Annotated in this window: 28 protein-coding genes and 1 pseudogene; 20 read left to right on the top strand and 9 right to left on the bottom strand. The window is 70.7% G+C overall.

Annotated features, from left to right (window positions below; genetic code table 11):
* Positions 1-939: 939 nt before the first annotated feature.
* A complete protein-coding gene (locus ETD96_RS04350; RefSeq protein ID WP_138634392.1) occupies positions 940-2025 on the bottom strand; it encodes a tetratricopeptide repeat protein in 1086 nt (361 codons plus the stop codon).
* An 85-nt stretch (positions 2026-2110) separates the two neighbouring features.
* Here ETD96_RS04350 and ETD96_RS48045 point away from each other — a divergent pair.
* The 3 genes and pseudogenes from ETD96_RS48045 to ETD96_RS04340 all read left to right on the top strand — a co-directional run.
* Positions 2111-2410: pseudogene (locus ETD96_RS48045) on the top strand (DUF6879 family protein); the annotation flags it as partial.
* Positions 2411-2450: 40 nt separating this feature from the next.
* Positions 2451-2645: a DUF6879 family protein gene (locus ETD96_RS04345; RefSeq protein ID WP_138634389.1), complete on the top strand. Its 195-nt coding sequence runs from the start codon at positions 2451-2453 to the stop codon at positions 2643-2645.
* A gap of 139 nt (positions 2646-2784) precedes the next feature.
* Positions 2785-3147, top strand: a complete 363-nt coding sequence (locus ETD96_RS04340) for a DUF6082 family protein (protein WP_138634387.1) — start codon at positions 2785-2787, stop codon at positions 3145-3147.
* A gap of 46 nt (positions 3148-3193) precedes the next feature.
* Here ETD96_RS04340 and ETD96_RS04335 read toward each other — a convergent pair whose 3' ends face one another.
* The 3 genes from ETD96_RS04335 to ETD96_RS04325 form a co-directional block, all read right to left on the bottom strand.
* On the bottom strand, positions 3194-3712 hold the full coding sequence (locus tag ETD96_RS04335) for a hypothetical protein (protein ID WP_138634384.1): 519 nt from the start codon (positions 3710-3712) through the stop codon (positions 3194-3196).
* Between the two features lie 111 nt (positions 3713-3823).
* Positions 3824-4909: an alpha/beta hydrolase gene (locus ETD96_RS04330; protein WP_171068851.1), complete on the bottom strand. Its 1086-nt coding sequence runs from the start codon at positions 4907-4909 to the stop codon at positions 3824-3826.
* Positions 4910-4934: 25 nt separating this feature from the next.
* The gene (locus ETD96_RS04325; RefSeq protein ID WP_138634379.1) at positions 4935-5654 is read right to left on the bottom strand and encodes a hypothetical protein; all 720 of its coding nucleotides are present in this window, start codon (positions 5652-5654) and stop codon (positions 4935-4937) included.
* A gap of 815 nt (positions 5655-6469) precedes the next feature.
* On the opposite strand from ETD96_RS04325, the gene ETD96_RS04320 reads away from it, so the two are divergent.
* Complete coding sequence (locus tag ETD96_RS04320) at positions 6470-6862, top strand: DoxX family protein (protein WP_138634376.1); 393 nt, start codon at positions 6470-6472, stop codon at positions 6860-6862.
* Positions 6863-6888: 26 nt separating this feature from the next.
* Here the strand turns inward: ETD96_RS04320 and ETD96_RS04315 are convergent, their stop codons facing one another.
* Entirely contained in the window at positions 6889-7329 is a 441-nt protein-coding gene (locus ETD96_RS04315) for a YybH family protein (protein ID WP_138634373.1), read from the bottom strand.
* Between the two features lie 174 nt (positions 7330-7503).
* Here ETD96_RS04315 and ETD96_RS47465 point away from each other — a divergent pair, with 174 nt between their 5' ends.
* The 6 genes from ETD96_RS47465 (at position 7504) to ETD96_RS04280 (ending at position 14546) form a co-directional block, all read left to right on the top strand.
* Positions 7504-8613 carry an alpha/beta hydrolase gene (locus tag ETD96_RS47465; RefSeq protein ID WP_138634370.1) on the top strand — a complete coding sequence of 370 codons (1110 nt, stop codon included), beginning with the start codon at positions 7504-7506 and terminating at the stop codon, positions 8611-8613.
* Positions 8614-8786: 173 nt separating this feature from the next.
* On the top strand, positions 8787-9218 hold the full coding sequence (locus ETD96_RS04305) for a DUF6223 family protein (protein WP_240807199.1): 432 nt from the start codon (positions 8787-8789) through the stop codon (positions 9216-9218).
* Positions 9219-9653: 435 nt separating this feature from the next.
* The gene (locus ETD96_RS04295) at positions 9654-11189 is read left to right on the top strand and encodes an ABC transporter substrate-binding protein (protein ID WP_138634367.1); all 1536 of its coding nucleotides are present in this window, start codon (positions 9654-9656) and stop codon (positions 11187-11189) included.
* Complete coding sequence (locus ETD96_RS04290; protein WP_138634364.1) at positions 11190-12173, top strand: ABC transporter permease; 984 nt, start codon at positions 11190-11192, stop codon at positions 12171-12173.
* On the top strand, positions 12163-13056 hold the full coding sequence (locus ETD96_RS04285; RefSeq protein ID WP_240807197.1) for an ABC transporter permease: 894 nt from the start codon (positions 12163-12165) through the stop codon (positions 13054-13056). The genes ETD96_RS04290 and ETD96_RS04285 overlap by 11 nt, the downstream gene beginning before the upstream one ends.
* Entirely contained in the window at positions 13053-14546 is a 1494-nt protein-coding gene (locus tag ETD96_RS04280) for an ABC transporter ATP-binding protein (RefSeq protein ID WP_171068850.1), read from the top strand. Before ETD96_RS04285 ends, ETD96_RS04280 begins: the two co-directional genes overlap by 4 nt.
* Here the strand turns inward: ETD96_RS04280 and ETD96_RS04275 are convergent.
* The gene (locus tag ETD96_RS04275; protein ID WP_138634404.1) at positions 14503-16125 is read right to left on the bottom strand and encodes a TlrC/CarA/OleB/SrmB family ABC-F type ribosomal protection protein; all 1623 of its coding nucleotides are present in this window, start codon (positions 16123-16125) and stop codon (positions 14503-14505) included. The genes ETD96_RS04280 and ETD96_RS04275 overlap by 44 nt on opposite strands.
* A gap of 126 nt (positions 16126-16251) precedes the next feature.
* On the opposite strand from ETD96_RS04275, the gene ETD96_RS04270 reads away from it, so the two are divergent.
* The 7 genes from ETD96_RS04270 to ETD96_RS04240 all read left to right on the top strand — a co-directional run bounded on the left by ETD96_RS04270 (position 16252) and on the right by ETD96_RS04240 (position 20736).
* Positions 16252-16845, top strand: a complete 594-nt coding sequence (locus tag ETD96_RS04270; RefSeq protein WP_240807205.1) for a TetR/AcrR family transcriptional regulator — start codon at positions 16252-16254, stop codon at positions 16843-16845.
* A gap of 219 nt (positions 16846-17064) precedes the next feature.
* On the top strand, positions 17065-17427 hold the full coding sequence (locus ETD96_RS04265; RefSeq protein ID WP_138634358.1) for a DUF2089 domain-containing protein: 363 nt from the start codon (positions 17065-17067) through the stop codon (positions 17425-17427).
* Positions 17424-17684: a hypothetical protein gene (locus tag ETD96_RS04260; RefSeq protein WP_138634355.1), complete on the top strand. Its 261-nt coding sequence runs from the start codon at positions 17424-17426 to the stop codon at positions 17682-17684. The genes ETD96_RS04265 and ETD96_RS04260 overlap by 4 nt, the downstream gene beginning before the upstream one ends.
* Positions 17685-17703: 19 nt before the next feature.
* On the top strand, positions 17704-18144 hold the full coding sequence (locus tag ETD96_RS04255) for an SHOCT-like domain-containing protein (RefSeq protein ID WP_138634352.1): 441 nt from the start codon (positions 17704-17706) through the stop codon (positions 18142-18144).
* A complete protein-coding gene (locus tag ETD96_RS04250) occupies positions 18141-18953 on the top strand; it encodes an ABC transporter ATP-binding protein (RefSeq protein ID WP_138634349.1) in 813 nt (270 codons plus the stop codon). The genes ETD96_RS04255 and ETD96_RS04250 overlap by 4 nt, the downstream gene beginning before the upstream one ends.
* A complete protein-coding gene (locus ETD96_RS04245; RefSeq protein WP_138634346.1) occupies positions 18953-19714 on the top strand; it encodes an ABC transporter permease in 762 nt (253 codons plus the stop codon). Before ETD96_RS04250 ends, ETD96_RS04245 begins: the two co-directional genes overlap by 1 nt.
* A 92-nt stretch (positions 19715-19806) precedes the next feature.
* A complete protein-coding gene (locus ETD96_RS04240; protein WP_138634343.1) occupies positions 19807-20736 on the top strand; it encodes a hypothetical protein in 930 nt (309 codons plus the stop codon).
* Between the two features lie 160 nt (positions 20737-20896).
* Here the strand turns inward: ETD96_RS04240 and ETD96_RS04235 are convergent, their stop codons facing one another.
* Positions 20897-21526, bottom strand: a complete 630-nt coding sequence (locus tag ETD96_RS04235; protein ID WP_138634340.1) for a TetR/AcrR family transcriptional regulator — start codon at positions 21524-21526, stop codon at positions 20897-20899.
* Between the two features lie 103 nt (positions 21527-21629).
* On the opposite strand from ETD96_RS04235, the gene ETD96_RS04230 reads away from it, so the two are divergent.
* Together ETD96_RS04230 and ETD96_RS04225 are read left to right on the top strand one after the other, a co-directional pair.
* On the top strand, positions 21630-23825 hold the full coding sequence (locus ETD96_RS04230) for an MMPL family transporter (protein ID WP_171068849.1): 2196 nt from the start codon (positions 21630-21632) through the stop codon (positions 23823-23825).
* Positions 23826-23902: 77 nt separating this feature from the next.
* Complete coding sequence (locus ETD96_RS04225) at positions 23903-24691, top strand: YggS family pyridoxal phosphate-dependent enzyme (protein ID WP_138634334.1); 789 nt, start codon at positions 23903-23905, stop codon at positions 24689-24691.
* A gap of 294 nt (positions 24692-24985) precedes the next feature.
* Here the strand turns inward: ETD96_RS04225 and ETD96_RS47460 are convergent, their stop codons facing one another.
* The gene (locus ETD96_RS47460) at positions 24986-25117 is read right to left on the bottom strand and encodes a hypothetical protein (RefSeq protein WP_274704588.1); all 132 of its coding nucleotides are present in this window, start codon (positions 25115-25117) and stop codon (positions 24986-24988) included.
* A 163-nt stretch (positions 25118-25280) separates the two neighbouring features.
* Positions 25281-25886 carry a MarR family winged helix-turn-helix transcriptional regulator gene (locus ETD96_RS04215; RefSeq protein WP_138634330.1) on the bottom strand — a complete coding sequence of 202 codons (606 nt, stop codon included), beginning with the start codon at positions 25884-25886 and terminating at the stop codon, positions 25281-25283.
* 65 nt (positions 25887-25951) lie between these two features.
* On the opposite strand from ETD96_RS04215, the gene ETD96_RS04210 reads away from it, so the two are divergent.
* Positions 25952-26533 carry a protoglobin domain-containing protein gene (locus ETD96_RS04210; RefSeq protein WP_138634327.1) on the top strand — a complete coding sequence of 194 codons (582 nt, stop codon included), beginning with the start codon at positions 25952-25954 and terminating at the stop codon, positions 26531-26533.
* Positions 26534-26838 lie beyond the last annotated feature (305 nt).

Below are 26838 nucleotides of genomic sequence, written 5' to 3'. Positions count from 1 at the left end.
CCCCGACCCCAGTCCGATGTGGTTCGTCGCGCCTGTTGTGTCTCGTGCGTTGGTGATGCGGGAGGTGCGTCCAGCCCGGGCCGGTCCCGGCCATGGTTCGGCCGTGGCATGTGACGAGTGGATGGGACGCCCTCCGACCGGGACGCCGCCTCGGCCCGGTGTGTGCACGACGGTCCGCATCGGTCGATGGGCACGGTTCCTCTCAAGTATCACCTCAGGTCCCGTCGTTCCCTCCGCCTCAGGCCCGCCACCCGAGCGACCGGTCCGGCTCGCCACCTGGCCGCCGCCTCGGGCAGTCACCTGCACGCCGCACCATGATTACCGCCCGCGCTCTTTCCCCACGAACCTCCTGCCATTGCCGCGCCCGTTAGTAACCTCTAGTCCAGCTTGCGGTAGCAGTTCATCCCCTCGGAACTCGGTGCGAGAATCACCTACTGTGCCCTCAACCTGGAGTGGAGAGGCTACGACAAGGCCGTGGGAAGCCCAACACAGTGCGGGCTTCCAGAGAAGGCTGGGCAAACGGGCTGCCGAGGTGGGGGACAGTCGCACTACAGGCGATTGCCCCGAGATTTGGGAACTGGACAATGGCGACATCGCCGTCATCGGCCGCGACGCCACCGACGCCTACGCCGACCGTGCCTCCCATACGGCGTCACCATAGGGTCGGACGAGCGCCTTGTCGTCATTTCCGGGCGCATGCTCTCCGCGGTCGAGCCGGATATTCGCGATGCTTGACGGCGTCCGTGGCGTTCCAGGGGAAAGCCTCGGGTATGCGGATTATCGCGCGGATCTCGCTCGCGCGTTGGGAGCTCTGCGTGGGGTGCTTTTGCCGTGCGTCGGCGGCCCGGTCCCGTCGAGCGAATTCAGCTTCGACATTCGGCTGTTAGCCGGTGGCTGAATCGTGCTGTACGGGGCGTACCGGAGTGACGTTGGGTACGCTTACGCATCGCCATCAGCGTTTTCCGGGGCATCAGGGCGCTGTAGGCGTGTCCGAGCCTGCGCCGCTGCCTTTACCTCGTCCCGCTTGCCGCCTTGTTCCGCGAATTCGCACGCCGTGGCCAGCTCCTGCCGCACGTATTCGGTGTCGGGATGATCGGCGCCAAGCGACCGCTCGGACCGCCCCAGTGTTTCCTCCAGCCCGTGCAGTGCCTGGACCACACGGTTGCCGATCAACCGGGCCGAGCCGAGGGCGCACGCCGTGCGCAGGGCTCTCGGGTGGTCTGGCCCGAACTTGCGTTCCACATCGGTCAGCTCCGCCTTGAGCGCCTTGATCTCGGCGCGGCCCGGTCCGTCGAGTTGCTCTCGCGCGACGAGACAGTCGTCGAGCGCCCGCCGGGTGTACGGATGGTCCGGGCCAAGCAGCCGGACGAAATGGCGGGTCGTCTGCTGGGCCATAGCCAGCGCCGCCGCCTGCCATCCGACCTCTAGATACACCTCCGCCATCCGCTGGCGCAGTTGGAGCGTCGCGATGTCGTCGGCGGGCAGCGCCGCCTCATGCGCAGCCAGTACCTCCTCATACAGCGGAAGAGCGCGGTCGGCCATGCCGGATTCCCAGTAGCTTTCGGCCTGCTGATAGCGCTCGCCGTGCAGTTCGGGGTGATCGGCCAGCTGAGACGGTGGTTCGGGCCGGGATTTTGCGGCCTCCTCCGCCTCTGTCACGGCGTCCGCCTGGGCCTTGTATTGCGCCGCGAACCAGCCGTCCCTGGTGTTCAGGCCGTATGGGTCATCGGCGCTGAACGGGAACCGGCGACCGATGTAACGCGTGGCTTCGCCGGTCATGGAACGCTTGAGGGTGATGACGCGGAAACGAGCTGCCATCGGCCAGATGGGAATCCACAGGACGCAGAAATACAACCGCTTGACGACCGAACCGCACCGCGGGCAGGGGTCGGCCTCGCCGAAGAGGGTGGTGCCGAACCCGTTGACTGTCGCCGTGCCCGGAGCGGGCCACGCAATGGTCTCGTCCGTGCACTGCTCGCAGAACCGAGGAACGCGGTGCCGGGCATTCCGGTCAGTCGACTTCATGACGCTCCCCGTGGCTCGCTGCTGGTAAGCAATCCGGCGTGCCGCCCCGAGATGGGGGATCTTCAACAATCGCTACGGGATCCATATGAGGGCATTGTGGCACGGGGTGCTCTGTAAGCTCGAACCCTCCCGAATCTTCCGTGAGCCGCGCGATGCCAGTTGGCAGGCGTTCATGACGGGGGACTGGCAGGGCGCCCTCGACCTCCTTGAGAAAGACCGCGACGCCACCCGCGCTGAGGCCCGCAAGAACGCCGCCCAAGGGTTGGAGATCCGCCGCGTCCGCGTGGCCGAACTTCCGGTCGGCCCCTACCGCCAGTGGGAAGTGCACGCGCTGAAACTCCTCGCCGACGGAGGTTTCGGGTTGACCGTCCTCACGTCCGACCAGGTCGCCTCGCTCGAAACCCGCGCCCAGTTGCCCGAGGTGGGTGGTCGTCGGAGATCGCGTCCTCTACGAGGTCCAGTACGAGTCCGACTGGACGCCTTGCGGAGCGCGCCGGATCAACGACCCGAACGTCATCGCCGCGGTGGCCTCCGAGATCAAGGACCTCTACGAACGTGGCGAACCTTTTCTGGACTTCTTCGCACGAGGGGTCGCCCCCCTGCCGGCCCCGGCGGTCTGAGTCAGCGTCCAGGAATGCCCTCACCCCGCCCCGGCCGTCGCGGCGAGGACGCTCAGCATCACCTTCGGCGTGCTGGTGGTCTTGGTGTCATCGGCGCGTCCCCCTGGTTCCTGCGTGCGTTCGACGGGCCGACCACCCGTTGGGAACGCTGAGCTTCATCGGCCAGACCTACGGCGCGGCCTCCGCTCTACTGGCCGTCCTCGCGCTGATCGGCATGGTCGCCACCCTCGCCCTCCAGGCCCACGACACCGGGATCGCCCGCGAGGAGGCACGCCTGCGCGCCGTGTCGCGGGAGATGTTCAGCGCACGCCCAGGCCGCGCCTACTGGCGCGCAGCCCGCGGGCTGCGTCTCGCCATGCCCCAGAACAAAAGGATGCACCGCTTCCACCGGATCCTGGACGAGGAATACCGCCGTGCACCTGAACCCCGTCCGAGCCTCCGCGCCGCCGCCGCAGGTGGGGCGGGGCCTTCGTCGCGCCTTCTACGTCCCGCACGTTCGTGAGGCGCGGGAGGCGCGTCCGCCAACTCGTCACGACCGGCTACCTCGGCTAAGCACGCTCCTCATCGGGATGCCGGAAACACGGTGACGAGACGTCAAGCCCAATGCGCTGCTCAGTCCCTTCACCGGCGATGGGCGCTTCGAGCACGGCCCCGTATCCCTTCTCGGGCGCCGCGACGCGCAACTGCCACGTCCCGCCCGCCGGCCGGTTGAACGCCGTGATCCGCCAGCCCGTGCCCGAAAGACGCTCGCTGAGCCGGGTCAACGCCGCCGTGGCCTCGGCCTCGCTGCGCACGCTCACCCACGTGTTCACCGTCATCATGAAGGGGCTGTAGTCCACGAACCAAGGTTGCAAGTAGGGATTGGTGTCCGGAGGATCCGTCCTCCGGACCTCCTCGCGATCCGCCCCATTTCCGCAAGGCAGTGGATTGATGCCGCCCGTCTTGCTCTCGACCGGACCGCCAAGGCCGAGCCCCTCCTTGATCTGCCCGGCCATCCCATCGACCTTGCCCGCGACCATCCGCGGATGTGCGACCGGCAGTTCATCGTTACCCGGCACCTCGTCCACGCCGCGTCCTCCTCTCCCCACGCCGCAGCTGACAGAAACCCCAGCCAAGAGCACTACCGCGACTACAGTGCAGCGTCGCACGCCACTCTCTCCCTTCTCGACAGGCGCCCGTCAGAAACGGATCTGGGGATCGTTACCAGGGTCCTGGTCGAGCGGCGTCCCCGCCACCACCTTGGCTTGGTTGAGCAGGCTGAGCGTTGGCCCGTTGACAGGGTCGGACGCCCAGTAGTCACTGTGGCCCCGGGTGTCGGTGACGAGCCGCTGGGCCCCGAAACTCTCATCCGATGGCACGATGGGGAATGTTCCGTAGGTGCCTCGCGAGTAGCCGCCGTGCGAACTCCGGCCGAGATCGGCCACGGGGTCGCCGGCGGCCAGTTCGGACCACACGCGGCGCGGGTCCATGTGCAATTCCTGTGCGTTGGGCACTCGCATCCCGGGGCTGCCCGCGACAACGATGTCGTCCACATTGAGGCCGTTGCCGACGCGGGCCGCCTCGCCGATGACCGTGCTGCCGTAACTGTGTCCGACCATGGTCAGATGCCGATGCCCCTCACCCTGTGCGGCTCGGACACCGTTGACGAACTGATCGAGGGCGGGGCCTCCCCGCTCCGCGTACTTTCCGGACGCCGCATCGGTAAAGGAATCCGGGGCGTCATATCCCAGCCATGCGATCGTCGATACTGGTTGACCTCGGGAGAACCGTTGTGTGGTACTCCAGAGATTTTTGATCCGGTCGATATCCCCTCCGGTGAGGGTGTCCAGTTTCGTTGTGGTGCCCGGAACGTAAACTCCGGTGTGCGTTGCTTTGTCCGGATTGCCGAGTGCGAGGATGATCCGCCCGTCGGGCCCTGGTGAAGAATTGCTGACGAACTTTCTCATGTCCGGCGGGATTTTTTCGCCGCCCGGCACGCTGCGGAACGGATCGGGTTTGGGGCCGTAGCCGTCCCAGGGGCCGGCGGTAGTGGTGTCGAGACCGAGCAGGAAGACTTCGGGTCCTCGCTTGGCCGCCGCCAGGCCGTCCAGCGCGTCGATTCGCTGCCGCAGTTTCAGAAGACGGGCCAGGTCGCGCTTCTCGTAAGAACTCAATTGTGCGACCAGGAGAGACCTGGCTTGCAGTTCGTCGATGCGTCTGGTCAGAACGAGGCGGTTGGCGCGATCTCGATCAGGGGCGGGCGGCCCGTCCAACCAGCCGATCACCTGAGGAAACGCCCTAATGTAAGGCTCATGCTGCTGATCGGTCAGGGATTTCCACCAATCCGCAGTCGCGCGCGGATCCCCTTGAGGGGGGATCATTGGAGAGATCGACGCCTGCCCTCTGGAGTTCAGCGGCCAATCTCGGGTCGGCCTGCTGGAGTTGCGCGGTGAGGACGGCCAGCCGAGCACTCTGCGTCACTGCGTCGGTCAGCATGCCGATGTTCAGCCCAACCTGGTCGGACCTTATGAGGTCGGCGCGCCTGCGAAGCAGGTCGGGCTGCTGCGATATCAGCCACTCACCCGCTGTATCCAGCGTACGAGCAGTGGTGCGGCCGGCTCCCACCTGAACAAGGATCCGGTCCAGGCGGGTGGCGGCCTCACGCCATGAACGTCCTGCCCGACCGAACTCGGCGTGCAGCTCGTCGAGCAGGCGTACGTCACCGCCGGCCACGCCCGCGCGCGCCTTGGCGTTGCCGACGGGCGGTGCCCCCAGCCGGGGCGCCGCCACCGGCAAGGGGCCCTTCAAATCCTTCTCGGACAGCCACTTGACCTGATCGAATGCGCGGGATAACGCCTGGCGGACGGACCGGTCGCGATCCACCATCGCCCGTTCCAGTTCGACCCCATGTGACCCGATCAGGGCATCGTCGCCTATGATCCGGAATCCTTTGTTAAGGGCACCTCCATGCGCGTCGGCAAGCATGACGATCCCACGTAGCGCGGACTCGTACTCTTCCCGCGTGGCCATCGGTCGTCTCCTTCGGAGTATGCGAGGCGATGGTGACTCGATTAAACACGTGGGAAGGTCGACGCGCCTGAGTACGGATACCTAGAGACGCGCCAGGTGAGAAACGGTCGTCTCTTACGAGGTATCGGGTGGTTCCTTATGCGCCTTGAGTGGGTGTCAGGGGGTGAGGTCGCCCAGGCCCTTGCCGGTGGGGGCGTACGCCGTCCCAGAACTCGGCCTGACCGGTGCGCTCTCACTCGCCGACCGCTCCCTGCTGGAGGCGAACAATCCGGCAGTTGCCCTGCTGCGTATGGCGCGGGTGGCGGTTTGGCCGAAGGCGGGTGCGGCGTCGGCGGGGTCGGTGAGGTCGACCAGGTGGGTGCCGCTTCCGCCGGATCCTGGACGAGGAAGACCGCCGCGCACCTGAGCCGCCGCCCGAACCTCCGTGCCGCCGCCGCAGGTGGGGCGGGACCGTCGCCGCCGTGGCGGCGGCGACCCTGGTGGCCGTCCCGCTGGCCCTCCGCGCCCTCCGGCACCGCGCGACCCGCCGCTGACCGTTGTGCCTGACCGCGATCGTCCGAGCCATCCTCGCCCTTCAGTGCCAGGCCGGAAGAAGTTCAAGTGGCTCAAGGATGCGGGGCGGCGATCAATCGCACGGGATATGTCGGTCCGGCCCCTGCCCAGTGTCGGACGCATCTGTGATGCACGTCATGTCTCCGGGGTGTCACAGAAACCGAGTTGCGGGTGTCTTGTGTCGAATGCGGAAACCAGATCCTGGTTCAGGAGGGAATCGGAAATGACTTTGGCAAAGCAGAGAATGGCTTAAGGAGAAACTCGTGAACCCCGCCCTCTGGATCGTTGCCGGGCTCCTTGCCGCCGTCGCCCTCTCCGGTGGTCTCACCAAAGCGTTCATGAACAAGGCAAAACTGGACGACTTGGGTGAGAAGTCCGGTGGGGGATGGACGATGCACGCGAGCACCGGGTTCGTCCGAACTCTCGGGGCCCTGGAGATAGCAGCGGCAGCCGGCCTGACACTCCCGGCCGTGCTCGACATCGCACCGGTCATGGTGCCGGTGACCGCCGTCTGCTGGATCCTGCTCATGATCGGCGCCGTGATCACTCACGCCCGCTACGAACAGTACAAATTCGTCGCGCTGAACGTCGTCTACCTCGCCATGGCCGCCTTCGTGGCCTGGGGGCGCTTCGGCCCCGAGTCCTTCAGCGCCTGATAGAGGCAACGGAATGCGTCCGCTCGTCAGGGAGTGAGGTCGGTCAGGCCCTTGCCGGTCGGGATGTCGAAGGGGACGGAGACCTGGTCGTGGGCGATCAGCCAGGTGCCGTTGATCTTCTGGAAGCAGAACGTGGCGCGTACCCACATGCCGTTCGTTGCCGTGCCGTCTTTCAGGGTGCCGCTGAGGCGGCCGAAGCCGTGGCCGAAGGCGACGGTGTCGCCGACGGTGAGGGCCAGGTCGCGGAACTCGTAGTCGACGTCCTGGAAGACGGCGAACACGTTCGACCAGTTCTTCAGCTTCTCCGCCACGCCCACATGTTGCAGCGGCGGTTCGATGTCGAAGGAGACGACGTCGGGGGTGTAGAGCTTCTCCAGGGTGTCGAGGTCCTTGGCACGGAGACCTTCGATGATCTTGTCGATGTGCTGCTTGAGCTCGGCTTCGTCCAGTTCGCGTTGCGTGGGCATCGCTGCTCGTCCCCTCTGGCGTGTGGTTTCGTCCATTCGACGAAGTGGCTGCCTGGGATGTGACATGCCCTCGCCACCACCTACCAAAGTCGGGGGTGGCCTCGCCTGGCGGAGGGGGGAGTCCGGCCGCGCGCCGGATGTGGCGGTCTGCGTGGTGAAGCCAGGCTGGCCACCATGCCTTACGGATTCCTGACCACGCTGGCCCTCGCCGTCGTCCCCACATGCTTCGCGCTGGCCGCGCCGCGCCGGCCCCGGCCGCTGGCCATGGTCGCCTTCTTCCTCGGGGTGGCCGTCAACGAGCTGCCGTTCGCGGCGTTGGCCTGGGTGCTGGCCGCCACGGTGCTCTGCTTCGTCCAAGGCGACCTGAACTCGCCGGTTGTCATGGGTGCGGTGGTCGTGACCGTGGCGGGCCTGGGGCTGATCGCGTGGCGCGGGCGCCGGGCGCTGCCGGTCGTCCAAGAGGCCATGGGGTCGGTGCCCGTCGCGGGTCGTCTTCCGTCGTACGGACGCGTCCTGTTCAGTCCCTTCCTCCGCCGTCACCGTGCTGTGGAACGGATTCCCAACCTCTCGTACGGCCCGGCTGGGAAGCGCAACCTGCTCGACCTTTACCGCCACCGTGCACGGCCCACTGGGGCGCCCGTGCTGATCCACCTGCACGGAGGCGGCTACAAGAGCGGGCACAAGAACAGCCAGGCGTTGCCGCTGCTGCGCCACCTGGCCGAGCAGGGATGGGTGTGCATCAGCGCCAACTACCGGCTCCTTCCCGAGGCGGCGGACTTCCGCGACCACCTGGTGGACGCCAAGAGGCTGATCGCCTGGGTTCGCGAGCACGGGCCGTCCTATGGCGCCGATCCCGAGCGGATCGTCCTTGCGGGCAGTTCGGCCGGTGCCCATCTGTCCGCCATGGCCGCGTTGACTGCCGGGGAGCCCGGTTTCCAGCCTGGTTTCGAGCAGGTCGATACCTCCGTGGCGGCGGTCATCGGTATGGGCGGGTACTACGGGCCCTACTACACGGATCCGCAGGCTTCGCCGATCGACCGCGTTCGGCCGGACGCGCCGCCGTTCTTCATCGTCCACGGCGACCGCGACACCATCGCCTCGGTCGAGGACGCCCGGCGCTTCGCCGAGCGGCTGCGCGCCGTCTCCGGCGAGCCGGTCTTCCATGCCGAGTTGCCCGGCGGGCAGCACGCCTTCGACCTCTTCGACTCGCTGCGCTTCCACGCCGTCATCAACGCCGTCGACGCCTTCGCCGCCCGCGTGCTCGACGGCCGTCCAGTGAAGTGAGCCTGTCCGGTCGGCTGCTGCGGACGTGGTAGTTCCGGAGGATCTGCCGCGTTCGCAGCAGGCGCATGCGGCAGTGGCGGCAGTGGCGAGTGCCTGCTTTCGGTGGACGATCCGGGCCGTGTTCCGGCGACATCATCGGGAGTGTTCGAACCGGCACGAAAGAGGAGACGGACATGCGCCCTTCAGGAGTCCCGATGGCGGCCCGGCGTTCGCTCGCGGTGTCCGGCGCCGTGCTGCTGGGGATGGTCGTGCTCGCCGCACCGGCGGCGGCGCACGCCGAGGTCCAGCCGGTCGCCGCCGACGCCTACGACCTGAGCGTCGGACGCGTCGGGGCCATGGTGGCCGCTGTGCTGGGGTTGGCCGGTGCGGTCGTCGGCGGGTTCACGCTGGCCCGCTCCCGGAGCCGCCGCGGCGCCAGTGCGGCCCTTGCCGCGGGGCTGGTCGCGGTGGTGCTCGGCGGGACGGTCGTGGCCACGGCCGACGGGGGCCTCGGCACCGGCAACGGGCTGGGCGGGGGCTATGTGGCCATGATCGTGGGCGCGGTCGCCGCCTGCCTCGGCGGGCTCGCGCTGGCCCGTTCGCGCCGGGCCGCCGCGCGGACGTAATGGCCGGCGCCCGGGTCCGGCGGGGGACGTGCCGGGCCCGGGCCCAGGAGTCAGCGGCCGAGGTCGCGGCGGACGAAGCGCCAGGCCCCCAGGCCGAGCAGGACGGCGGTCGCGGCGGCCAGGACGCCCGCGTCGGCGTACTGGAGGCCGTTCTTGAGCGGCTCGCCGCCGATGTAGCCAGGGCATCGCCGCCGCCGGCGCCGACAGCCCCGCCGCCCGCCGGCTGACGGAGATGCGCGACTTCTACGGCTTCATGTTCCGCGAGCTGCCAGCCGTGGTGGACCAGTGGCGCGCCGAACGCGACCAGCGGCGGCCGACGGGCGGGTGACCCCGCCCGGGCTGCGGGTGATCTCGGTCACTCAGATGCGGTGACTTTGCTCCTGCATATTATTTGCAATAATGTCGATCATGGTGAAACGTCCGGTTCTTGCCTTGATGGCTCTTGTTGTGGCGGCCTCGGCCGCGTCGGCGTGCGGCCAGGGCGGCGAGCCCGCCGCCGGTGCGGACGGCGCCCTGACGTACGCGGTCGGCGACGAGCCCGAGACGTTCAACCCCGGGCTGCAGGACGAGCACACCGACCCGGTGACCGAACTGGTCTTCCGCGGGCTGACCCGGCACGACAAGGACAACAAGGTCGTGCCGGGGCTGGCGAAGTCGTGGGAGGTGGCGCCGGACGGCAAGACCTACACCTTCGCCCTGCGTCCGGGCACCACCTGGCAGGACGGCAAGCCGTTCACGTCCGGCGACGTCAAGTTCACCATCGAGGCGATCAAGGGCGCGGGCGCCGACTCCCCGCTGTCGCGGAACTTCTCCATGGTCACGGCGGTCGAGACGCCGGACCCGGCCACCGTCCGGCTGAAGCTGGACGAGCCGTTCGCGCCCATGCTGGACGCGCTGTCGACGGGGATGCTGCCCGAGCACCTGCTCCAGGGCAAGAAGCTCACCGACCCCGACTTCGGACGACGGCCGGTGGGCACAGGCCCGTTCAGGCTCACGACCTATAAGCCGGGCCAGTACGCCGAGCTGACCGCCTTCGACGGGTACTACGAGGGCGCGCCGGGACTGAAGAAGATCGTCGTCAAGTACGTCCCGGACGACTCCGCCCGCTTGATCCAGCTGAAGAACGGCGAGGTGGACGCCGCCCACCTCGCGCCGCAGCAGGCGGGCAAGGCCGGCGGGCACCGGCTGGAGGTCTACCCGACCGCCGACTACCGGGCGCTGATGTTCAACATGAAGGACCCGGTGTTCGCCGACCGCCGGATCCGCACGGCGATGAACTACGCCGTCGACCGCGACGCCATCACGAAGAGCGTCGTCCTCGGATACGGGACGCCGGCCAAGGGCCCGCTCGACGCCGGCCCGTACGCCGCCGCGCCCGGGTTCACCTTCGACCCCGCCAAGGTGTCCGCCCTGATGGAGGAGGCCGGATACGCCAAGAACGGGCAGGGCATGTGGGCGAAGGTCGGCAAGACGGTCAACTTCGAGCTGACCACCTTCGCCGAGGACTCGCTGCGCGTCGCCATCCTGAACGTGTCCGCCACCCAGCTCAGGAAGCAGGGCTTCGACGTCGACCCGCGCCCGCGCCCGCGTGACTGGGTGCGCAAGCACTGGGGCGACCTGCAGGGCATGGTGGTCGGCTGGGGGACGCCCTACGACCCGGACTCCTCGGTCTACGGGGTGTTCGCTTCGTCCCAGGCACTGGCCAAGGGCGGCTCCAACTACGGCACCTACAGCAACCCCGCCGCGGACAAGGCCCTCGAAGAGGGCCGCTCCACACTCGACCCGGCGAAGCGCAAGGCCGCCTACACCGCGTTCCAGAAGGCACTGCAGGACGACCCCCCGTTCGTGTGGATCTCCTACCTCAAGACCATCAACGCCGTCCCGAAGAACCTCACCGGACCCGCCCAGCGCACGCTCGGCCACCACGGCTACGGGTTCTTCTGGAACGCCGAGACCTGGCGCTACAACTAGATGGCGCTGCGTCTGATCGGACGGGCGGCGACGGCGGCGCTGGTCGTCGTCGCCCTGTCGATGGTGTGCTTCGGGCTGCTGGCCGCCGCGCCCGGCGACCCGGCCGCCTCGGTGCTGGAGGCGCGCTCGGGCGGACGCCCACCGGCCCCCGCCGCGGTCGCCGAACTGCGCGCCGAGATGGGGTTGGACGACCCGCCGCCCGTCCGGTACTGGCGCTGGGCGTCGGACGCCCTGCGCGGCGACCTCGGCACGTCCTACATGTCGGGACGGCCCGTCACCGAGACGCTCGGCGACACCGTCCCGTGGACGCTGCTGCTCACGGCCGCGTCCGTCCTGCTGAGCTTCACCGCAGCCCTCGCGGTCGGGCTGGTCGCGGCGCTCACGCGGCGCGCGTGGCTGCGCCGCGGCATCGACCTGCTCCTGTTCGTCATGGGCGGCATGCCCGGGTTCGTCATCGCGCTCCTGCTGCTGTACGTGTTCGCGGCGGCGACCCATCTGATGCCGTCCGGGGGAGTGAGCCGCCCGGGCGAGGACGTCACCGCGTACGGGCTCCTCGCCCATCTGGTGCTGCCCGCGTGCGCGCTGGCGTTCGGCCACCACTTCGGCATCTACGTGCGGCTGGTGGAGAACGGCGTCGGGCGGCTGAAGGACGCGCCGCACGTGGAGAACGCCCGCGTCCGGGGGCTGCCCCGCCGCACCGTGGTCGCGCGGCACCTGATGCGGCCCGGACTGGTGCCGTTCACCGCCCGGCTCGGCGTCGGCGTCGGGACGCTCATCGCCGGCGTCTACGCCACCGAGGTGATCTTCTCTTGGCCCGGGATGGGACGCGAGGCCATCAGCGCCGCCCGCGCCCAGGACTACCCGCTGCTCATCGCCATCGTCCTGGTCACCGGGCTGATCGTGATCGCGGCCAACCTCGTCGCCGAACTGATCGTCGCGGCGCTCGACCCGCGCGTCCGGACGGGGCTGACCGATGCCGTCTGACTCCCTGAAGCAGCCCGCGCCCAAGCAGCCCGCGCCCGGCCGCGTGCGGGGGCTGATGGCCGTCCGGACGCGGCCCCGCCGCCCGGCGCTGGCGGCGGCCGCCGCCGTGCTCGCCGTCTTCGGGCTCCTCGCCGCGTTCGCGCCGCTGTTCACCTCCCTCGACCCGGTCGCCACCGACACCTCGGCGACCTCGCTGCCGCCCGGCTCGTCCGGGCACCCGCTCGGCACCGACCTGCTCGGCCGCGACCTGTGGACCCGCATGCTCTACGGCGCCCGCACGTCGCTGCTGGTCGGGCTGAGCGCGGCCGCCATCACGGTCGGGTTCGGGATGCTGGTCGGCGGGCTGGCCGCCGTCGCGCCGCGCTGGCTGGACGGCCTGATCGCCCGCACCGCCGACATCCTGCTGGCGCTGCCGCTGCTGGTCGTCGTGCTCGCGCTCGCCGCCGTCGCCGGGCCGTCCCTCGGGCTGGTCATCGCGGCGATCGCGGTGACGAGCTGGATGCCGGTCGCCCTGATCGTCCGCGCCGAGCTGCGCAGCCGCCGCGAGCGCCTCTACATCCGGGCCGCCTACGCGCTCGGGCTGTCCCGCTGGCAGGTCATGCGGCGGCACCTGCTGCCGGGCGCGCTGCCGCCGGTCGCGTCCATCGCCGCGTTCGAGGTCGGGCACGCGATCCTGACCGAGTCCACGCTCAGCTTCCTCGGCCTCGGGGTCCCGCCCAACCGGCCGAGCTGGGGCAACCTGCTCACCGAGGCCCAGTCCCACCTGCTCACCGGCGAGTGGTACACGGTCGCGATCCCCGCCGCCGCCGTGGTCGCCACGATCATCGCGGTCAACGTGGTCGCGGGCGCGATCTCCGGCCCGTCCGAAGGGAGAACGTGGTGACCGGAGATCCCGGACTCACCGTCACCGGCCTGACCGTCGACGTCCCCGGACGCCGGGTCGTGCACGGCGTCGACCTCGCCGTCCCCGCCGGACGCGTCCTCGCGCTGGTCGGCCCGAGCGGCAGCGGCAAGACCCTCACCGCCCGCGCCGTCGCCGGCCTGCAACCGCACGGCGGCACCGTCCTGGTGGACGGGCGGCCGCCGGTCCTCGGCCGGGACGTCGGCTACGCCTTCCAGGACGCCCTGGCCTCGCTGAACCCGACCGTCACCGTCGGGCGGCACCTCGCCGAGACCATCAGGACGCACCGCACCGGAGACCCGGCCGCTGCGCTGTCCCGCTTCGGCCTCGATCCGGCGCTGGCCGCCGCGCACCCCTTCGAACTGTCGGGCGGGCAGGCGCAGCGCGTGGCGCTCGCGCTCGCGACGGTGCACGAGCCGCCCGTCCTCATCGCCGACGAGGTCACCACCGCACTCGACCCCGTCACGCAGGCGACGGTGCTCGACCTGGTCCGCGCCGAGGCCGCGGGCCGCGCCATCCTGCTGATCACCCACGACCTGGCCGCCGCCGCCCGCTGGGCCGACGACATCGCCGTCATGCGGGACGGCCGCATCGTCGAGCACGGCCCCGCCCGGCGGATCCTGACCGACCCGTCCAGCGACCTCGCCCGGGATCTGGTGGCGGCGATGGCGGAACCGCCGGGCTCGCTGGCGAAGGTGGAGCCCACGTCCCCTACCGGGGAGGGTCTCGCCGTTCAGGGAGTGCGGCGGGTGCTGCGGTCCCGGCGCCGCACGACCCTCGCCTTGGACGCGGTCGACCTGGACGTCCGGCCGGGGGAGGCGGTCGCGGTCGTCGGCCGGAGCGGATCCGGCAAATCCACTCTCATCGGGGCCCTCGCCGCGCTCGACCGTCCGGCCCAGGGCACCGTCCTGCGCGACGGCCGGGACGTCTGGGCCATGCGCGCCCGCGACCGGCGAGCCGTCAGGCACCGGACCGGGCTGATCTTCCAGGACCCGCTCGCCTCCTTCGACCCCCGCCACACCGTCCGCCAGGTCATCGCCGAAGCCGGCCCGTTCCGTGACGAGCTGCTCCGCCGTGTCGGTCTCGACCCCGCCGTGGCCGCGCGCCGCCCCGCGACGCTGTCGGGCGGCGAACGCCAGCGGGTGGGCATCGCCCGAGCGCTCGCGCAGGAGCCGCGCGTCCTCCTCGCCGACGAGCCCACCAGCGGCCTGGACGTCCTCACCCAGGAACGCATCCTGCGCCTGCTGGACGACCTGCGCCGCGACCACGGGCTGACCATCGTCCTGGTCACCCATGACCTGCGCGTCGCCCGCCGCGTCGCCGACCGGGTCGTCGTCCTCGGCGACGGCCGGATCGTCGAAGACCTCCCGGCGGACGGCCTCGATGCCGCCCGCCACCCCGAGACCCGGCAACTGCTGGAGGCGACCGCTACCGGGCCGAGCCTTCGGGCAGTTCGAGACGGGACCCGGTGAACGAGGCCCGCAGCCGCCGGTCGTGCGTGACCACCACCAGCGCCCCCGCATAGAACGCCAGCGCTTCCTCCAACTGCTCCGCCAGCACCGGTGACAGATGGTTGGTCGGCTCGTCCAGCAGGAGCAGGTCGACGGGCTCGCTCATCAGCCGCGCCAGCTCGATCCGGCGCCGCTGGCCGTAGGACAGCTCGCGCAGGCGCAGGCCCAGGTCGGACGGCTGGAACAGGCCGAGGGCGAGCAGCGCGTCCGCGTGCTCGTCCAGGCTTCCCGGACGTCCCAGTGCATAAGCCCGCAGGACGGTCATGTCAGCGGTTCGCGGGTCGATGTCCGGTGTGTCCTGCCGGAAGAAGCCGACCCGGCCGGTTCGCCGCACCTCGCCCGCGTCCGGCCGCAGCTCTCCGGCGAGCACGCGCATCAGCGTCGTCTTGCCCGCTCCATTGGGGCCGGTGACGAGCAGCCGCTCTCCTGCGCGGACGGTCAAGGACGCCAGGCGGAGCCGTCCCGCCACCACCACGCCGTCGAGCGCCGCGACCTCGTCACCTGCGGCGACGCCCGCGGTGGCGGGGACGCCGCTGAAGCGCAGCGGCTCTGGAGGCGGCGGGGCCGGGTGGTCGTGGAGCCAGCGCAGCCGCTGCTGCGACTGCCGGATGCGGCCCGCCGCCCCGTGCGTGCGCGAGCGCGCCCGCCAGGCTCCCGTGCCCATGCCCGCCTTGGCCATCTTGCGGGGGATCGCTGCCAGTCGGCCGGCGTTGGCCGTGACCAGGGTGGCGTGCCTGTCCAGCTCCGTCCGCCACTCCTCGTGGGCACGTGCCTGCGCCGCCCGTTCGGCGGCCTTGGCCGCGAGGTAACCGGCGTATCCGTCGCCGTAGCGGCGCACCTGCCCGTCGGCCACCTCGACGATGGCGGTGGTGACCCGGTCCAGGAACATCCGGTCGTGCGTGATCACCACGACCGTGCCCCGGTGGGTGCGCAGCCGCTGCTCCAGCCAGGCCGTGGCCCGGTCGTCCAGGTCGTTGGTCGGCTCGTCGAGAAGCAGCAGCTCCGGGGCGGACGCCAGCGCGCCGGCGAGGGCGAGCCGGGACCGCTCGCCGCCCGAGAGCGTCCCGAGCCTGCGGTCCCGGTCGAGCCCCGGCAGGCCGAGGCCGTGCAGCGCGACCTCCACGCGCGTGTCGGCCTCGTAGCCGCCCCGCGCCTCGAACTCCGCCACCGCCTGCGCGTAGGAGTCCAGCTCCGCGCCGTCCCCGCCGAGACCGCGCTCGGCCGCCCGCATCCGCGCCTCCAGCTCGCGCAGGTCGGCCAGCGCGAGATCGACGGCGTCGGCGACCGTGGCATGGGACGGCAGTTCGAGCGACTGCGGCAGGTACCCGGTGCCGCCGGGCGCGGCGACCACGAGCTCGCCGTTGTCCGGACGCTCGGCGCCCGCCATCAGCTTGAGCAGCGTCGACTTGCCCGACCCGTTGTCGCCGATCACGCCCAGCCGCTCCCCGGGCTTGACGCTGAGCGACACCCGGTCGAGGACGACGCGCGTGCCGTAGCGCTTGGTGACCTGGTCGAGGGCCAGTTGAGCATGGGTGCGCAGAGGGCCCCACCTCCCGTTCGCCGGTGCTGAGACGAGACGGTCCGTCTCGTGACATTCAGGATGAGCGCCGGCCGCCGTTCTGTCAAGACGGACCGTCTCGTCTCGCCGGATGCTAGGCTCCGGGCCGTGGCCGCCACCGGAAAGCCGAACCCCGCCCGGCGCAGCGAGCGCTCCCGCCGGGCCGTCCTCGCCGCCGCGCGCGAGCTGGTCGCCGAGGTGGGGTACGCCAAGATGTCGATCGAGGCGATCGCCGCGCGCGCCGGAGTCGGCAAGCAGACCATCTACCGCTGGTGGCCGTCCAAGGGCGCGGTGATCTTCGACGCGTTCCTCGCGCTCAGCGAGGGCGCCGACGGCGTCCGGCTGCCCGACACCGGCGACCTCGAAGCCGACCTCAAGACCGTCATGCGGGCGACCGCCGCCGAGTTCGCCGACCCGGCGTTCGAGGCGCCGCTCAGAGCGCTCAACACGCAGATCGCCGACGACCCCGCCCTCGCCGCCCTGTACCGCGAGAAGCTCGCCGGCCCCATTGACGAGGCCAAGAAGGAACGGCTGCGCAGTGCCCAGCGGGCGGGCCAGCTGCACCGGGACGCCGACCTCGACCTCGTCCTCGAAGTGCTGTACGCCCCGCTCTTCCAGCGCTGGCTGCACCGCTCCGGCCCGCTCACCGCCGAGTACGCCGACGCCCTCGTGGACGTCACCCTCCGCGCCTTCGCGCCCTGAGCAACCCCTTCCCTCACACCACCACCCGGGAGCGGATCACCGCGCTCGGGTGATGTGGCATGCGCGGACTAGTCGTCCGGTTTGGTGACGTGTCCGCTCTATAGACTCTAGATCCTTGAAGGTCAGGTTCGAAAAATCAAGGTTCTCGCGTTGACTGCTTAAGATAATCAAGATACAAAGTGGACAGCGGTCATGGCGTCGAGAGTGAGGGGGCCGAGAGTGGAGTGGCAGGAACTGACGGACCTGACCCACGGGCGGCCGTTCGTGGTCGAGCGGGTCCGCCTCGCCGGCAGCGGCGTCGTGGTCGAGGGGCAGTTCGAGCCGCCGCAGCTCGCCCAGCTCAGCGTGGACGACCAGGTGTTCGTCGCCGCGTTCGTCCGGGCGCACGGCTCGATCAAGGAGATGGAGCGGGTCTTCGGGGTGAGCTACCCGACGGTCAAGGCCCGGCTGAACCGGATCGCCGAGCGCCTCGACTTCGTCGACACCGACCCGCCCCCCACCGGGGCCGACGTGGTCGACCGCCTGCGGCGCGGGGAGATCAGCGCTCAGGAGGCGCTGGCCGAACTCGAGGACCTCCAGTGATCCCGCAGCTGGTCACGGTGCGGTACCGCCGCACCGGCGGCCGCCGGCTGCGGCTGTACGTCCCCGTCGTGCCGGTCGTGCTGGTGCTGTCGCCGCTGCTGCTGCTCGCCGTGATCGGCGGGCTGGTCGCGTGCCTCGTCTTCCGGGTGCGGCCGGTGGCCGCGCTGCGGGGCGTCGGGCAACTGGTGCGGGCGCTGCCCGGCACCCGGATCGAGTACGAGCAGGGCCCGATGGCCGTGCTCCTGAGCATCAGATGAGGCGGAGGAGAGAGCAGCGATGAACGAGCAACGCCGCCAGATCCTGCAGATGCTGGCCGAGGGCAAGATCACCGCGGACGAGGCCGAGCGGCTGATCAACGCCCTCGAACGGGCCCGGCCGGAGGCGCCGCCGACGGCCGAGCCGCCACCGGCCGCCCGCCCGGCCGCCCGTCCGAAGTACCTGCGGGTGATGGTGCGCTGGACGGACGACGGAGCCGACGGCCCCGGCAAGATCAACGTGCGGATCCCGCTGCAACTGCTGCGCGCCGGGGTCCGGATCGCGGCCCTCGTCCCGCCGCAGGCGCTCGCCAAGGCCAACGCCGAGCTGGCCAAGTCGGGGGTGCCGATCGACCTCACCGAGCTCAAGCCCCAGCACGTCGAGGACCTCATCGAGCACCTCGACGACCTCATCGTGGACGTCGACGACTCCGACGCGAAGGTGCAGGTGTTCTGCGAATGACATCGGCGACATCGGCGGCTCCGGCGCCTTCGGAGGCCGAGCACCAGGTCATCCACGTGCGGGGCCTGGAGAAGTCCTACAAGGACCTGAAGGTGCTGCGCGGCGTCGACTTCGACGTCGCGCGGGGCGGCGTCTTCGCCCTGCTCGGCTCGAACGGCGCGGGCAAGACCACGGTCGTGAAGATCCTCGCGACGCTGCTCAAGGCCGACGCCGGGACCGCCCGCGTCAACGGCTTCGACGTCGCCGCCCGCGCCGCGGACGTGCGGGAGTCCATCAGCCTGACCGGGCAGTTCGCGGCCGTGGACGAGATCCTCACCGGGCGCGAGAACCTGGAGCTCGTCGCCCGGCTGCGGCACCTGAAGTCCCCGCGCGCGATCGCGGACGAGCTGCTCGCCCGCTTCGCGCTGGCGGACGCGGCCGACCGGAGGGCGGCGACGTACTCGGGCGGCATGCGCCGCCGCCTCGACATCGCGATGAGCCTCATCGGCGACCCGCCGGTCATCTTCCTCGACGAGCCGACGACGGGCCTCGACCCCGAGGCGCGCACCGAGGTGTGGCAGACCGTCCGGGAACTCGCCGGGCGCGGCACGACGATCCTGCTCACGACGCAGTACCTGGACGAGGCCGAGCAGCTCGCCGACCGCATCGCGATCCTGCACCGGGGCCGGATCATCGTGAACGGCTCCCTCGCCGAGCTGCGGCGGCTGCTCCCGCCCGCCGAGGTCGAGTACGTCGAGAAGCAGCCGACCCTCGACGACGTCTACTTCGCCGTCGTCGGCGGCGCCGGCGCGATGAGTGAGGAACGCTGATGGCCGCGCACTTCGCCGCCGACACCACCGTCCTGCTGGGCCGGTCCCTGCGCCACATCGCGCGCAGCCCGGACACCGTCATCACGACCGCCGTCATGCCGGTCGCCCTCATGCTGCTGTTCGTCTACGTCTTCGGCGGCGCGATCGACACCGGGTCCGCCTCGTATGTGGACTACCTGCTGCCCGGCGTCCTGCCCCTGACGGTCGCGATGGGCATCTCGTACACGGCGTTCCGCCTCTTCGCGGACATGAAGAACGGCATCTTCGAGCGGTTCCAGTCGATGCCGACCGCCCGGTCGAGCATGCTGTGGGCGCACGTGCTGACCGCGCTGGTCGCCAACATGGCGTCGCTCGCGGTCGTGGTGCTCGTCGCCCTCGCCATGGGCTTCCGCTCGGGCGCCGGGGTGGCGGCGTGGCTCGCGGTCGCCGGCATCCTGGCCCTGTTCACCCTCACGCTGACCTGGGTCGCCGTCATCGCGGGCCTGACCGCGAAGACGATGGACGGCGCGAGCGCCTCCGCCTACCCGATCGTCTTCCTGCCGTTCATCAGCTCGGCCTTCGTGCCGACCGGCACCATGCCCGCCCCGGTGCGCGCCTTCGCCGACAACCAGCCGGTGACGTCCATCGTCGACACGATCCGCGCCCTGCTCGCGCAGCAGCCGGTCAGCGGCGACATCTGGACCGCCCTCGCCTGGTGCGCCGGCATCCTCCTCACCGCGTACGCCCTCGCCATGCTCGTCTACCGCCGCAAGACCGCCTAGCCACCGGCCGGCCCCGTTGCAGCCGGTTCCGGACGGCGTCCATGCCAGTGAACACTGGCGGAAAATGGGTCGGGTCAGGATGATGGTCGTCCATGAGAATCCCCCCAAGGCGCATCGGCGGGCTCCTGCTGTCCGCCGTCCTCGGCCTCAGCCTGTTGACTCCGGGAACCGCTCATGCCGCCGCGTGGCATTCGGTGCCGCTGCCGTTCCTGTGGTGGCAGAACCGCATCGAGGACATCGCCGCCGCCGGACCCGGCAGCGTCTGGATCGCCGGCGTCCAGGGCTACATCCCCGGCCTGCCGCTGCCCGTCAGCTACGGCAACCCGGTCGTCCGGCGGTGGGACGGGTCGGGCTGGAAGGAGTACCCGCTGAACGGCTGGACCGGCCAGGGCTCGATCTACGAGGTCGCCGCGGCCCCCGGCGAGGTCTGGGTGATGGGCGGCGGCTACATGGCGCGCTTCGACGGCGCCGCGTTCCAGAAGGTCGCGCCGCCTCCGCACGTCTCTGACATCGAGGCGGGCACCGGCGGCGTCTATGCCACGGCATGGTCGGACGGGACGGCCTACAAGTGGAACGGCTCCGGCTGGGACCCCTCGCCCCTACCCCCGGACGCCCTGTGGACGGGTGACGCCTACGAGACGGTCGATCCTCCGGCCGCCGAGCCCGTCCGCGCCGCGGCGAACGGCCCGTCCGGGCTCTACGCCCTGGCCGACCTCGACCCGCTCGACGACATCGCCGCCCGCGTGTGGCGCAGGACGGCCGGAGGCTGGTCGGAGGTCCCGGTCCCCGCGGGGCTCCTCGCGCGCACCATCACCCAGGACGCGACCGGAAGGCTGTGGGCGGCCGGTGGCATCTCCAACGAGTACTCGGTGTACTCCCTCGACGGCACGACCTGGACCAAGCAGTACGGGCCGGCCATCAGCGGGGTCTATCAGCTGGTCGCCGTCCCCGGCACCGGGACCGTCTGGGGACGCGGCTTCGGCCCCCCGCTCGGCGACCCGCAGATCACCACCAACTCCTGACCCCACCCGCGCGGCGCGCCCCGCGGTGACCGAGGGCGGGGACAAGGCCGGTCAGGACGCCTGATCGGAGAGGGTTTTGTTGTCGCGGGCTCGTCGCCACGTGGGCGGCGGGCCCGCGGTCGTTTGCGGAGGTCGGGCCGCCTGACGTGTGTCGCCCCGCTCAGTGCAGGCCGCGGACCAGGGCCGAGACCGCGTCCACGAGGCGGGCTTCCAGGTCGAAGTCCGCGTCGGACAGTGTCCAGTGCAGGACCAGGCCGTCGACCAGGGCGGCCAGCCCGGTGGCGGCGGAACCGGCCCGGCGCTCGGCGTCCTCGCCGTCCCCGGCGATCTCCAGGAGCAGGGCGCGCAGCTGCTCGGCGAAACGCGCGTGGTGCGCGGTGAAGCACACCTTGATCTGCGGGACGCGCTGGGCGAGCGTGAGCAGCTCCAGGGTCAGGAGCGCCCGGTCGGCGTCGGCGGTGAGGCCGCGCGCGAACCCTCGTGCCAGCTCTTCGAGCCTCTCGGCGGCGGGGCGTTCCGGGCCGCCGGCGGCCGACAGACCGGCGTGCTCGGCGTCCAGGATCTGGTGCACCAGCGCCGTCGCCAGCTCCTCCTTGCTCTTGAAGTACCAGTACAAGGTGCCCTTGCTCAGCCCGGACTCGGCCACGACGTCGTCCATCCGGGCCCCGTGGTAGCCCTGCCGGGCGAACACCGTTCCGGCCGCGGCCAGGATCTGCCGCCGCCGTTCGCCCTCGCGGCTCGCGCCGCCCCCGGCCTTGCCGCGCGGCGGCTGGACGTTCGTGTCGGCCATGGTCCTCCCTCTCCGGAGAGCCCTCACTCTAGCTCTAGACCGGCCAGTCGGTTTACAGTACGGTGCACTCGACCGACCAGTCAGTCTAGAGAGAGGATCCGTGGTGGCGACCCCCCGAGAAGGCGCGCTGGAGCGCACACCGCTGTACCGCCTGGGCCGATGGTGCGGGCGCCGGGCGTGGCGGGTGATCGCCGTCTGGGTCCTGGTCCTCGGCGTTGCCGGGGCGCTGGTGCCGCGCTTCACCGACACCCTGACCGGGTCGTCGCTGGCGGTGGACGGGTCGCAGTCGGCGCGCGCCGAGCGGCTGCTGAGCGAGCGGTTCGGCGGCGGGGTGACCGAGGACCTGGTGGTCGTCTTCGACTCGGCGTCCCGACCGGTGACCGAGCCGCGGGTGCGCGGTGCGGTCGAGCGCGGGCTGGCGGAACTGCGCCGGCAGCCCGGCGTCGCGCGGGTCCAGGGCCCCTATGACGGCGGGGACGCCGCCGGGCTGATCTCCGCCGACGGGCGCACCGCGCTGGCCGTCGCCGGGCTGACGGGCGACGAGCGCGAGCGGCAGAAGACCGCCCCCGCGCTCCAGGACGCGATGGACGCCGCCGCCACCGGCGACGTCGCCGTCTACGTGACCGGCTCCAGCCCGCTGAACGCCGCCGTCGTAGAGCAGGAGGACCGCGACCTGGCCCGCGCCGAGTCGATCGGGCTGCCCATCGCGCTGCTGGTGCTGATCATCGCGTTCGGCTCGCTGGTGGCGGCCGGGCTGCCGCTCCTGGCCGGAATCGCGGCGCTGGTGACCGCGTTCGGCGTGCTCGGCGCGGCCAGTTACCTGACCAGCTTCGATGTGTTCGTCCAGGCCGTCGTCACCATGATCGGGCTGGCGCTCGGCATCGACTACTGCCTGTTCGCCGTCACCCGCCAGCGCGCCGAACTCGCCGCGCACCCCGGCCGTCCGATCGCCGACACCGTCGGCTCGACCATGGCGACCGCGGGCAAGGCCGTGCTGTTCTCCGGCTCGACCGTCCTGATCTCGGTGGCCGGGCTGCTGCTGGTGCGGGCCCCGGTGTTCCGCACCATGGCGCTCGGCGTCATGGTCGCGGTCGCGGTGATGCTCGCGATCACCGTCACCCTGCTGCCCGCCGTCCTGGCCCTGCTGGGCGAGCGGATCAACCGGCTGGCCGTCCCCGGGATGCGCCGGGCGGCCGGCGGGGGCACCGGTGCGCTCTGGCGGCGCTGGACGGACCTCGTCATGCGCCGTCCGGTGCTCATCGGCGGCGCCGCCACGCTGGTCCTGCTGCTGGCCGCCGCGCCGATGACCGGGCTGAGGCTGGGCTTCGACGTCGGCGCGTCGGCCGTCGCCGACTCCCCGGCCGGACGCGGCTACGAGCTCGTCTCCGGGAAGTTCGCGCCGGGCGCCGCCACCCCGATCCAGGTGGTGGCGACCCAGCGCCCGGCCGCGCCGGACGGGGCCGGGCTCAAGCGCCTGGGTGAGCGGCTGAGCGCGCATCCCCGCGTCGCGCAGGTCGTCCAGGAGAACGACGCCGTCCTCACGGTGTTCGCCGAGGACGCCGCCGACTCCCCGGCGGCCATCGAACTGGTCCGCTGGATCCGCGGGACGGCCGTCCCCGAAGCGACGCCGCCGGGCGGGCCCGAGGTCGTCGTCGGCGGCCTCACCGCGCAGACCGTCGACGTCGTCGACGAGGTCGACCGCGCCACGCCGTGGGTCCTCGGCACCGTGCTCGGCCTGTCGTTCGTGCTGCTCCTGCTCGCCTTCCGCAGCCTGCTGCTCCCGCTCAGCGCGATCGTGATGAACCTGCTGTCGGTGGGCGCCGCGTTCGGCCTGCTCACCTGGGTCTTCCAGGACGGTGCCGGCGAGTCTCTGCTCGACTTCTCCAGCCGGGGCTTCATCCAGGCGTACCTGCCGCTGTTCACCTTCGTCGTGCTGTTCGGCCTGTCCATGGACTACGAGGTCTTCCTCATCTCCCGGATGAAGGAGGAGTGGGCCCGCACCCGCGACAACCGGGCCGCGGTGACCGCCGGCCTCGTGCACACCGCCGGCGTCATCACCGCCGCCGCCGCGATCATGATCGTCGTCTTCGCCGCCTTCATGATCACCGATGTGGTCGAGGTCAAGCAGATGGGCTTCGCCTTGGCCGTCGCGGTCGCCGTGGACGCCACGCTCATCCGCATCGTCGTGGTGCCGGCCCTCATGCGCCTGACCGGACGCGCCAACTGGTGGTTCCCCGCGGCCTTCACGGGGCGTGCGGGTGGGGCGTTCCGGGCGCGTCCGGGTCGTAGTGGACCATGAGCAGGAGGTGGGAGTGCCGGAGTGGAAGCATCGCCGCGCCCCGGTGCACCAGCGGAGATCGAGCAGAGGAAGGCCTGATGAGTAGTCCAGCCCAGTACCCGCAGGCGGAGAGCGTCGCGGACTTCGCCCGCAACATCGCCGAGGTCCGCGCACGCATCGACGCGGCGGCGGAACGCGCCGGCCGCAGCGGCGCGGAGGTGCGGCTGCTGCCGGTGAGCAAGACCGTCCCCGAGGAGCGGATCCGCCTGGCCGTCGAGGCGGGCTGTCGCGTCCTCGGCGAGAACAAGGTCCAGGAGGCCAAGCGCAAGTGGCGGAACCTCGCCGACCTGGACGTGTCCTGGTCGGTGATCGGCCACCTGCAGACCAACAAGGCCAAGGACGTCGCGGCCTTCGCCGCCGAGTTCCAGGCCCTCGACAGCCTGCGCGCCGCCGAGGCCCTGGACCGCCGGCTCCAGGCCGCCGGCCGGGGCCTGGACGTCTTCGTGCAGGTGAACACGTCCGCCGAGGAGTCCAAGTACGGCCTGCCGCCGGACGAGCTGATCGGTTTCCTGAAGCGGCTGCCAGACTACGGGGCATTGCGCGTCCAGGGTTTGATGACGCTGGCCGTCTTCACCCGGGACACCGAGCGGGTCCGGGAGTGCTTCCGCCTGCTGCGCGGCCTCCGCGACCAGGCCCGCGACCTCGGGCTCGCCGGCCCGGGAGAGCTGTCGATGGGGATGTCCGGCGACTACGAGACCGCCGTCGAGGAGGGCGCCACGGTCGTCCGCGTCGGCCAGGCGATCTTCGGCGCCCGTCCCCTCTCGGACGCCCACTACTGGCCCGGCGCCGCGCCGGGCGACCAGGCCCCGCCTGACCCGCACTGCTGACACCTCTCCGCACTTGGAGTCCCAGCCTGTCGCGGAGAGGATCCACAGCACACTCTTGTCCCCAACCTGATCGCCAGGGGCGACGTTGTGATCTCCGCTCAGGAGGTCGTCCCCCTGAACGGACGCCTTGATTCGCACTTTCGCCTCGCCGTCGGCGTCAAACTCGTCAAGAGCTACACGGAGGTGTCCGCGTTCTCGGTTTGGCCGGCCAGAAACTGATCGGCCTGGGCGGCATACCGATGGCGGCGGGTGCTCCAGTTCGGAGCGGCCCGCCGCCATCGGGAGCGCTGGATGTCAGCCGCGCAGGGCCTTGACGGCGGCCTCCAGCCGCTCTCCGAAGGTCCCGTCGGCCTGTCGGAAGTTGTTGATCGCGTGTTCGATGATGTCGTCGCGCGAGACCTGCGAGATGGAGCCCGCCAGATACACGGGCAAGTCGTCGGCGTTGATGCCGACGCGGTAGCAGTGAGCGGCCCTGACCCATGTGCGCCTCCTGCGCCAGTGCCTGCATTGGCGGTTCGCCCCTTGAGCCCAAGAAGATCAATTTTGCAATTGGACGCCAGGTGTCACGTCGCAACAATGCGGTCACGGGTCAGCGGGGCCAGGCCGGGACGGGCGGCTCGTGCTCGGGGCAGTCGACGCGGAGATCAGCCTGCTCGAGTCGCGCGTTCAGCAGAGAGCAGTAGTGGCCTCCGTCGACCGCCTCATGAAAGCGGCAGGTCAGGCAGGTACGGGCCACGGTGATGACACCGACGCTGTGCAGGTGCGCGATGAGCAGCAGGAGCGCGTTCAGGACGGACGCGCGCGCGTCGGCGGGCAGTGCGTCGACGAGGGAGACTAGTTCTGCGCGCCGGGTGGCGACGGCGTCCGCGGTGTTGCGGCCGGACGGGGTGAGGGACAGCCGGTGCCTGCGCCGGTCGGCCGGATCGCGTTCTCGTGACACCAGCCCCTTCAGGGTGAGTGACTTGACGGCGTCGCTGACCGTCGGCTGGGCAACCTGCAGTTCACGATGCAGGGCGTCGACGTGTGCGGCGGGCGGCGGGCCGCTCGCGAGCGTGGTGAGGACCTGCAGCTGGAGCGGGCTCAGCCCCTCTGCGCCGGCCACCTGCTGGCTGAACGCCCGGTACGCGACGGTCAGCCGGTCGATGGCGTCGACCGTCTTGCCCGCGACATCTTGACCGCCTGTCGATCGTTCCATGGTTGACACTCTATAGGACTCCTCACTATAAATTCAAAGGAGTCCTATAGATGGAGGTCCGATCCATGACCGCACAAGCGCCGGCCGGATACACCTACGGCTCGACGCCGCCGAGCCCGGTCACGCCTGACGAGTTCGAGAAGCTGAAGGCGACCGTGCTGCTCACCGCCGACGACGAGGAAGCCCTCCGCATGGCGGGCGACGTCCTCGAGGACCAGGTCGAGGACGTCTTGGACGTCTGGTACGGCTTCGTGGCGGCGCACCCGCACCTCGTCGCCTACTTCGCCACCCCCGACGGCGCGGTCCTGCAGGACTACCTCGCCCGGGTCCGGGGGCGGTTCGGCCGGTGGATCCTCGACAGCTGCCGGCGCCCGTACGACGGCGAGTGGCTGTCCTACGCGCACGAGATCGGGCTGCGGCACACCTTCGACAAGAAGAACCGGACCGACGACGCTCCGTCCGTGCCGCACATCTCGCTGCGCTACATGGTGGGCTTCATCTACCCGATCACGGCGACCATGCGCCCGTTCCTCGCGAAGAAGGGCCACAGCGACGAAGACGTCGAACGCATGCACCAGGCGTGGTTCAAGACGGTCACGCTGCAGGTGGCCCTGTGGCTCAGGCCCTACTCGCCCGAAAAGTGGTAACCGACACCTACCGAGACGCGAGTACCGTCCGGGCCCTCCGGCCCGGACGGTACTCGCGTCTCGGCGGCCGCCGAGACGGCCAATCTCACCAGGTGTAGCTGACCGAGAACCTCGTGCGGTGGCCGGGAAACCTTCACCGGGTGTAGCCGGGCGGCCTTGATTCGGGGGCACCCTCAGCGTTGCCGGCGTTCGCTGTGGGCGCGGGCGCGTTCGCTAGTTTACGGTACCCGCCCACACGACACCCCGACATCGCGCCATGTCGCCTCACATGCACACCTTGTTATGGCCTCTGGGCGGGTCATCCG

Source organism: Actinomadura geliboluensis (assembly GCF_005889745.1).
GTDB lineage: Bacteria > Actinomycetota > Actinomycetes > Streptosporangiales > Streptosporangiaceae > Spirillospora > Spirillospora geliboluensis.
The sequence above is the reverse complement of the archived record's forward strand: the minus strand, read 5'-3'. Positions and strand labels throughout refer to the sequence as shown.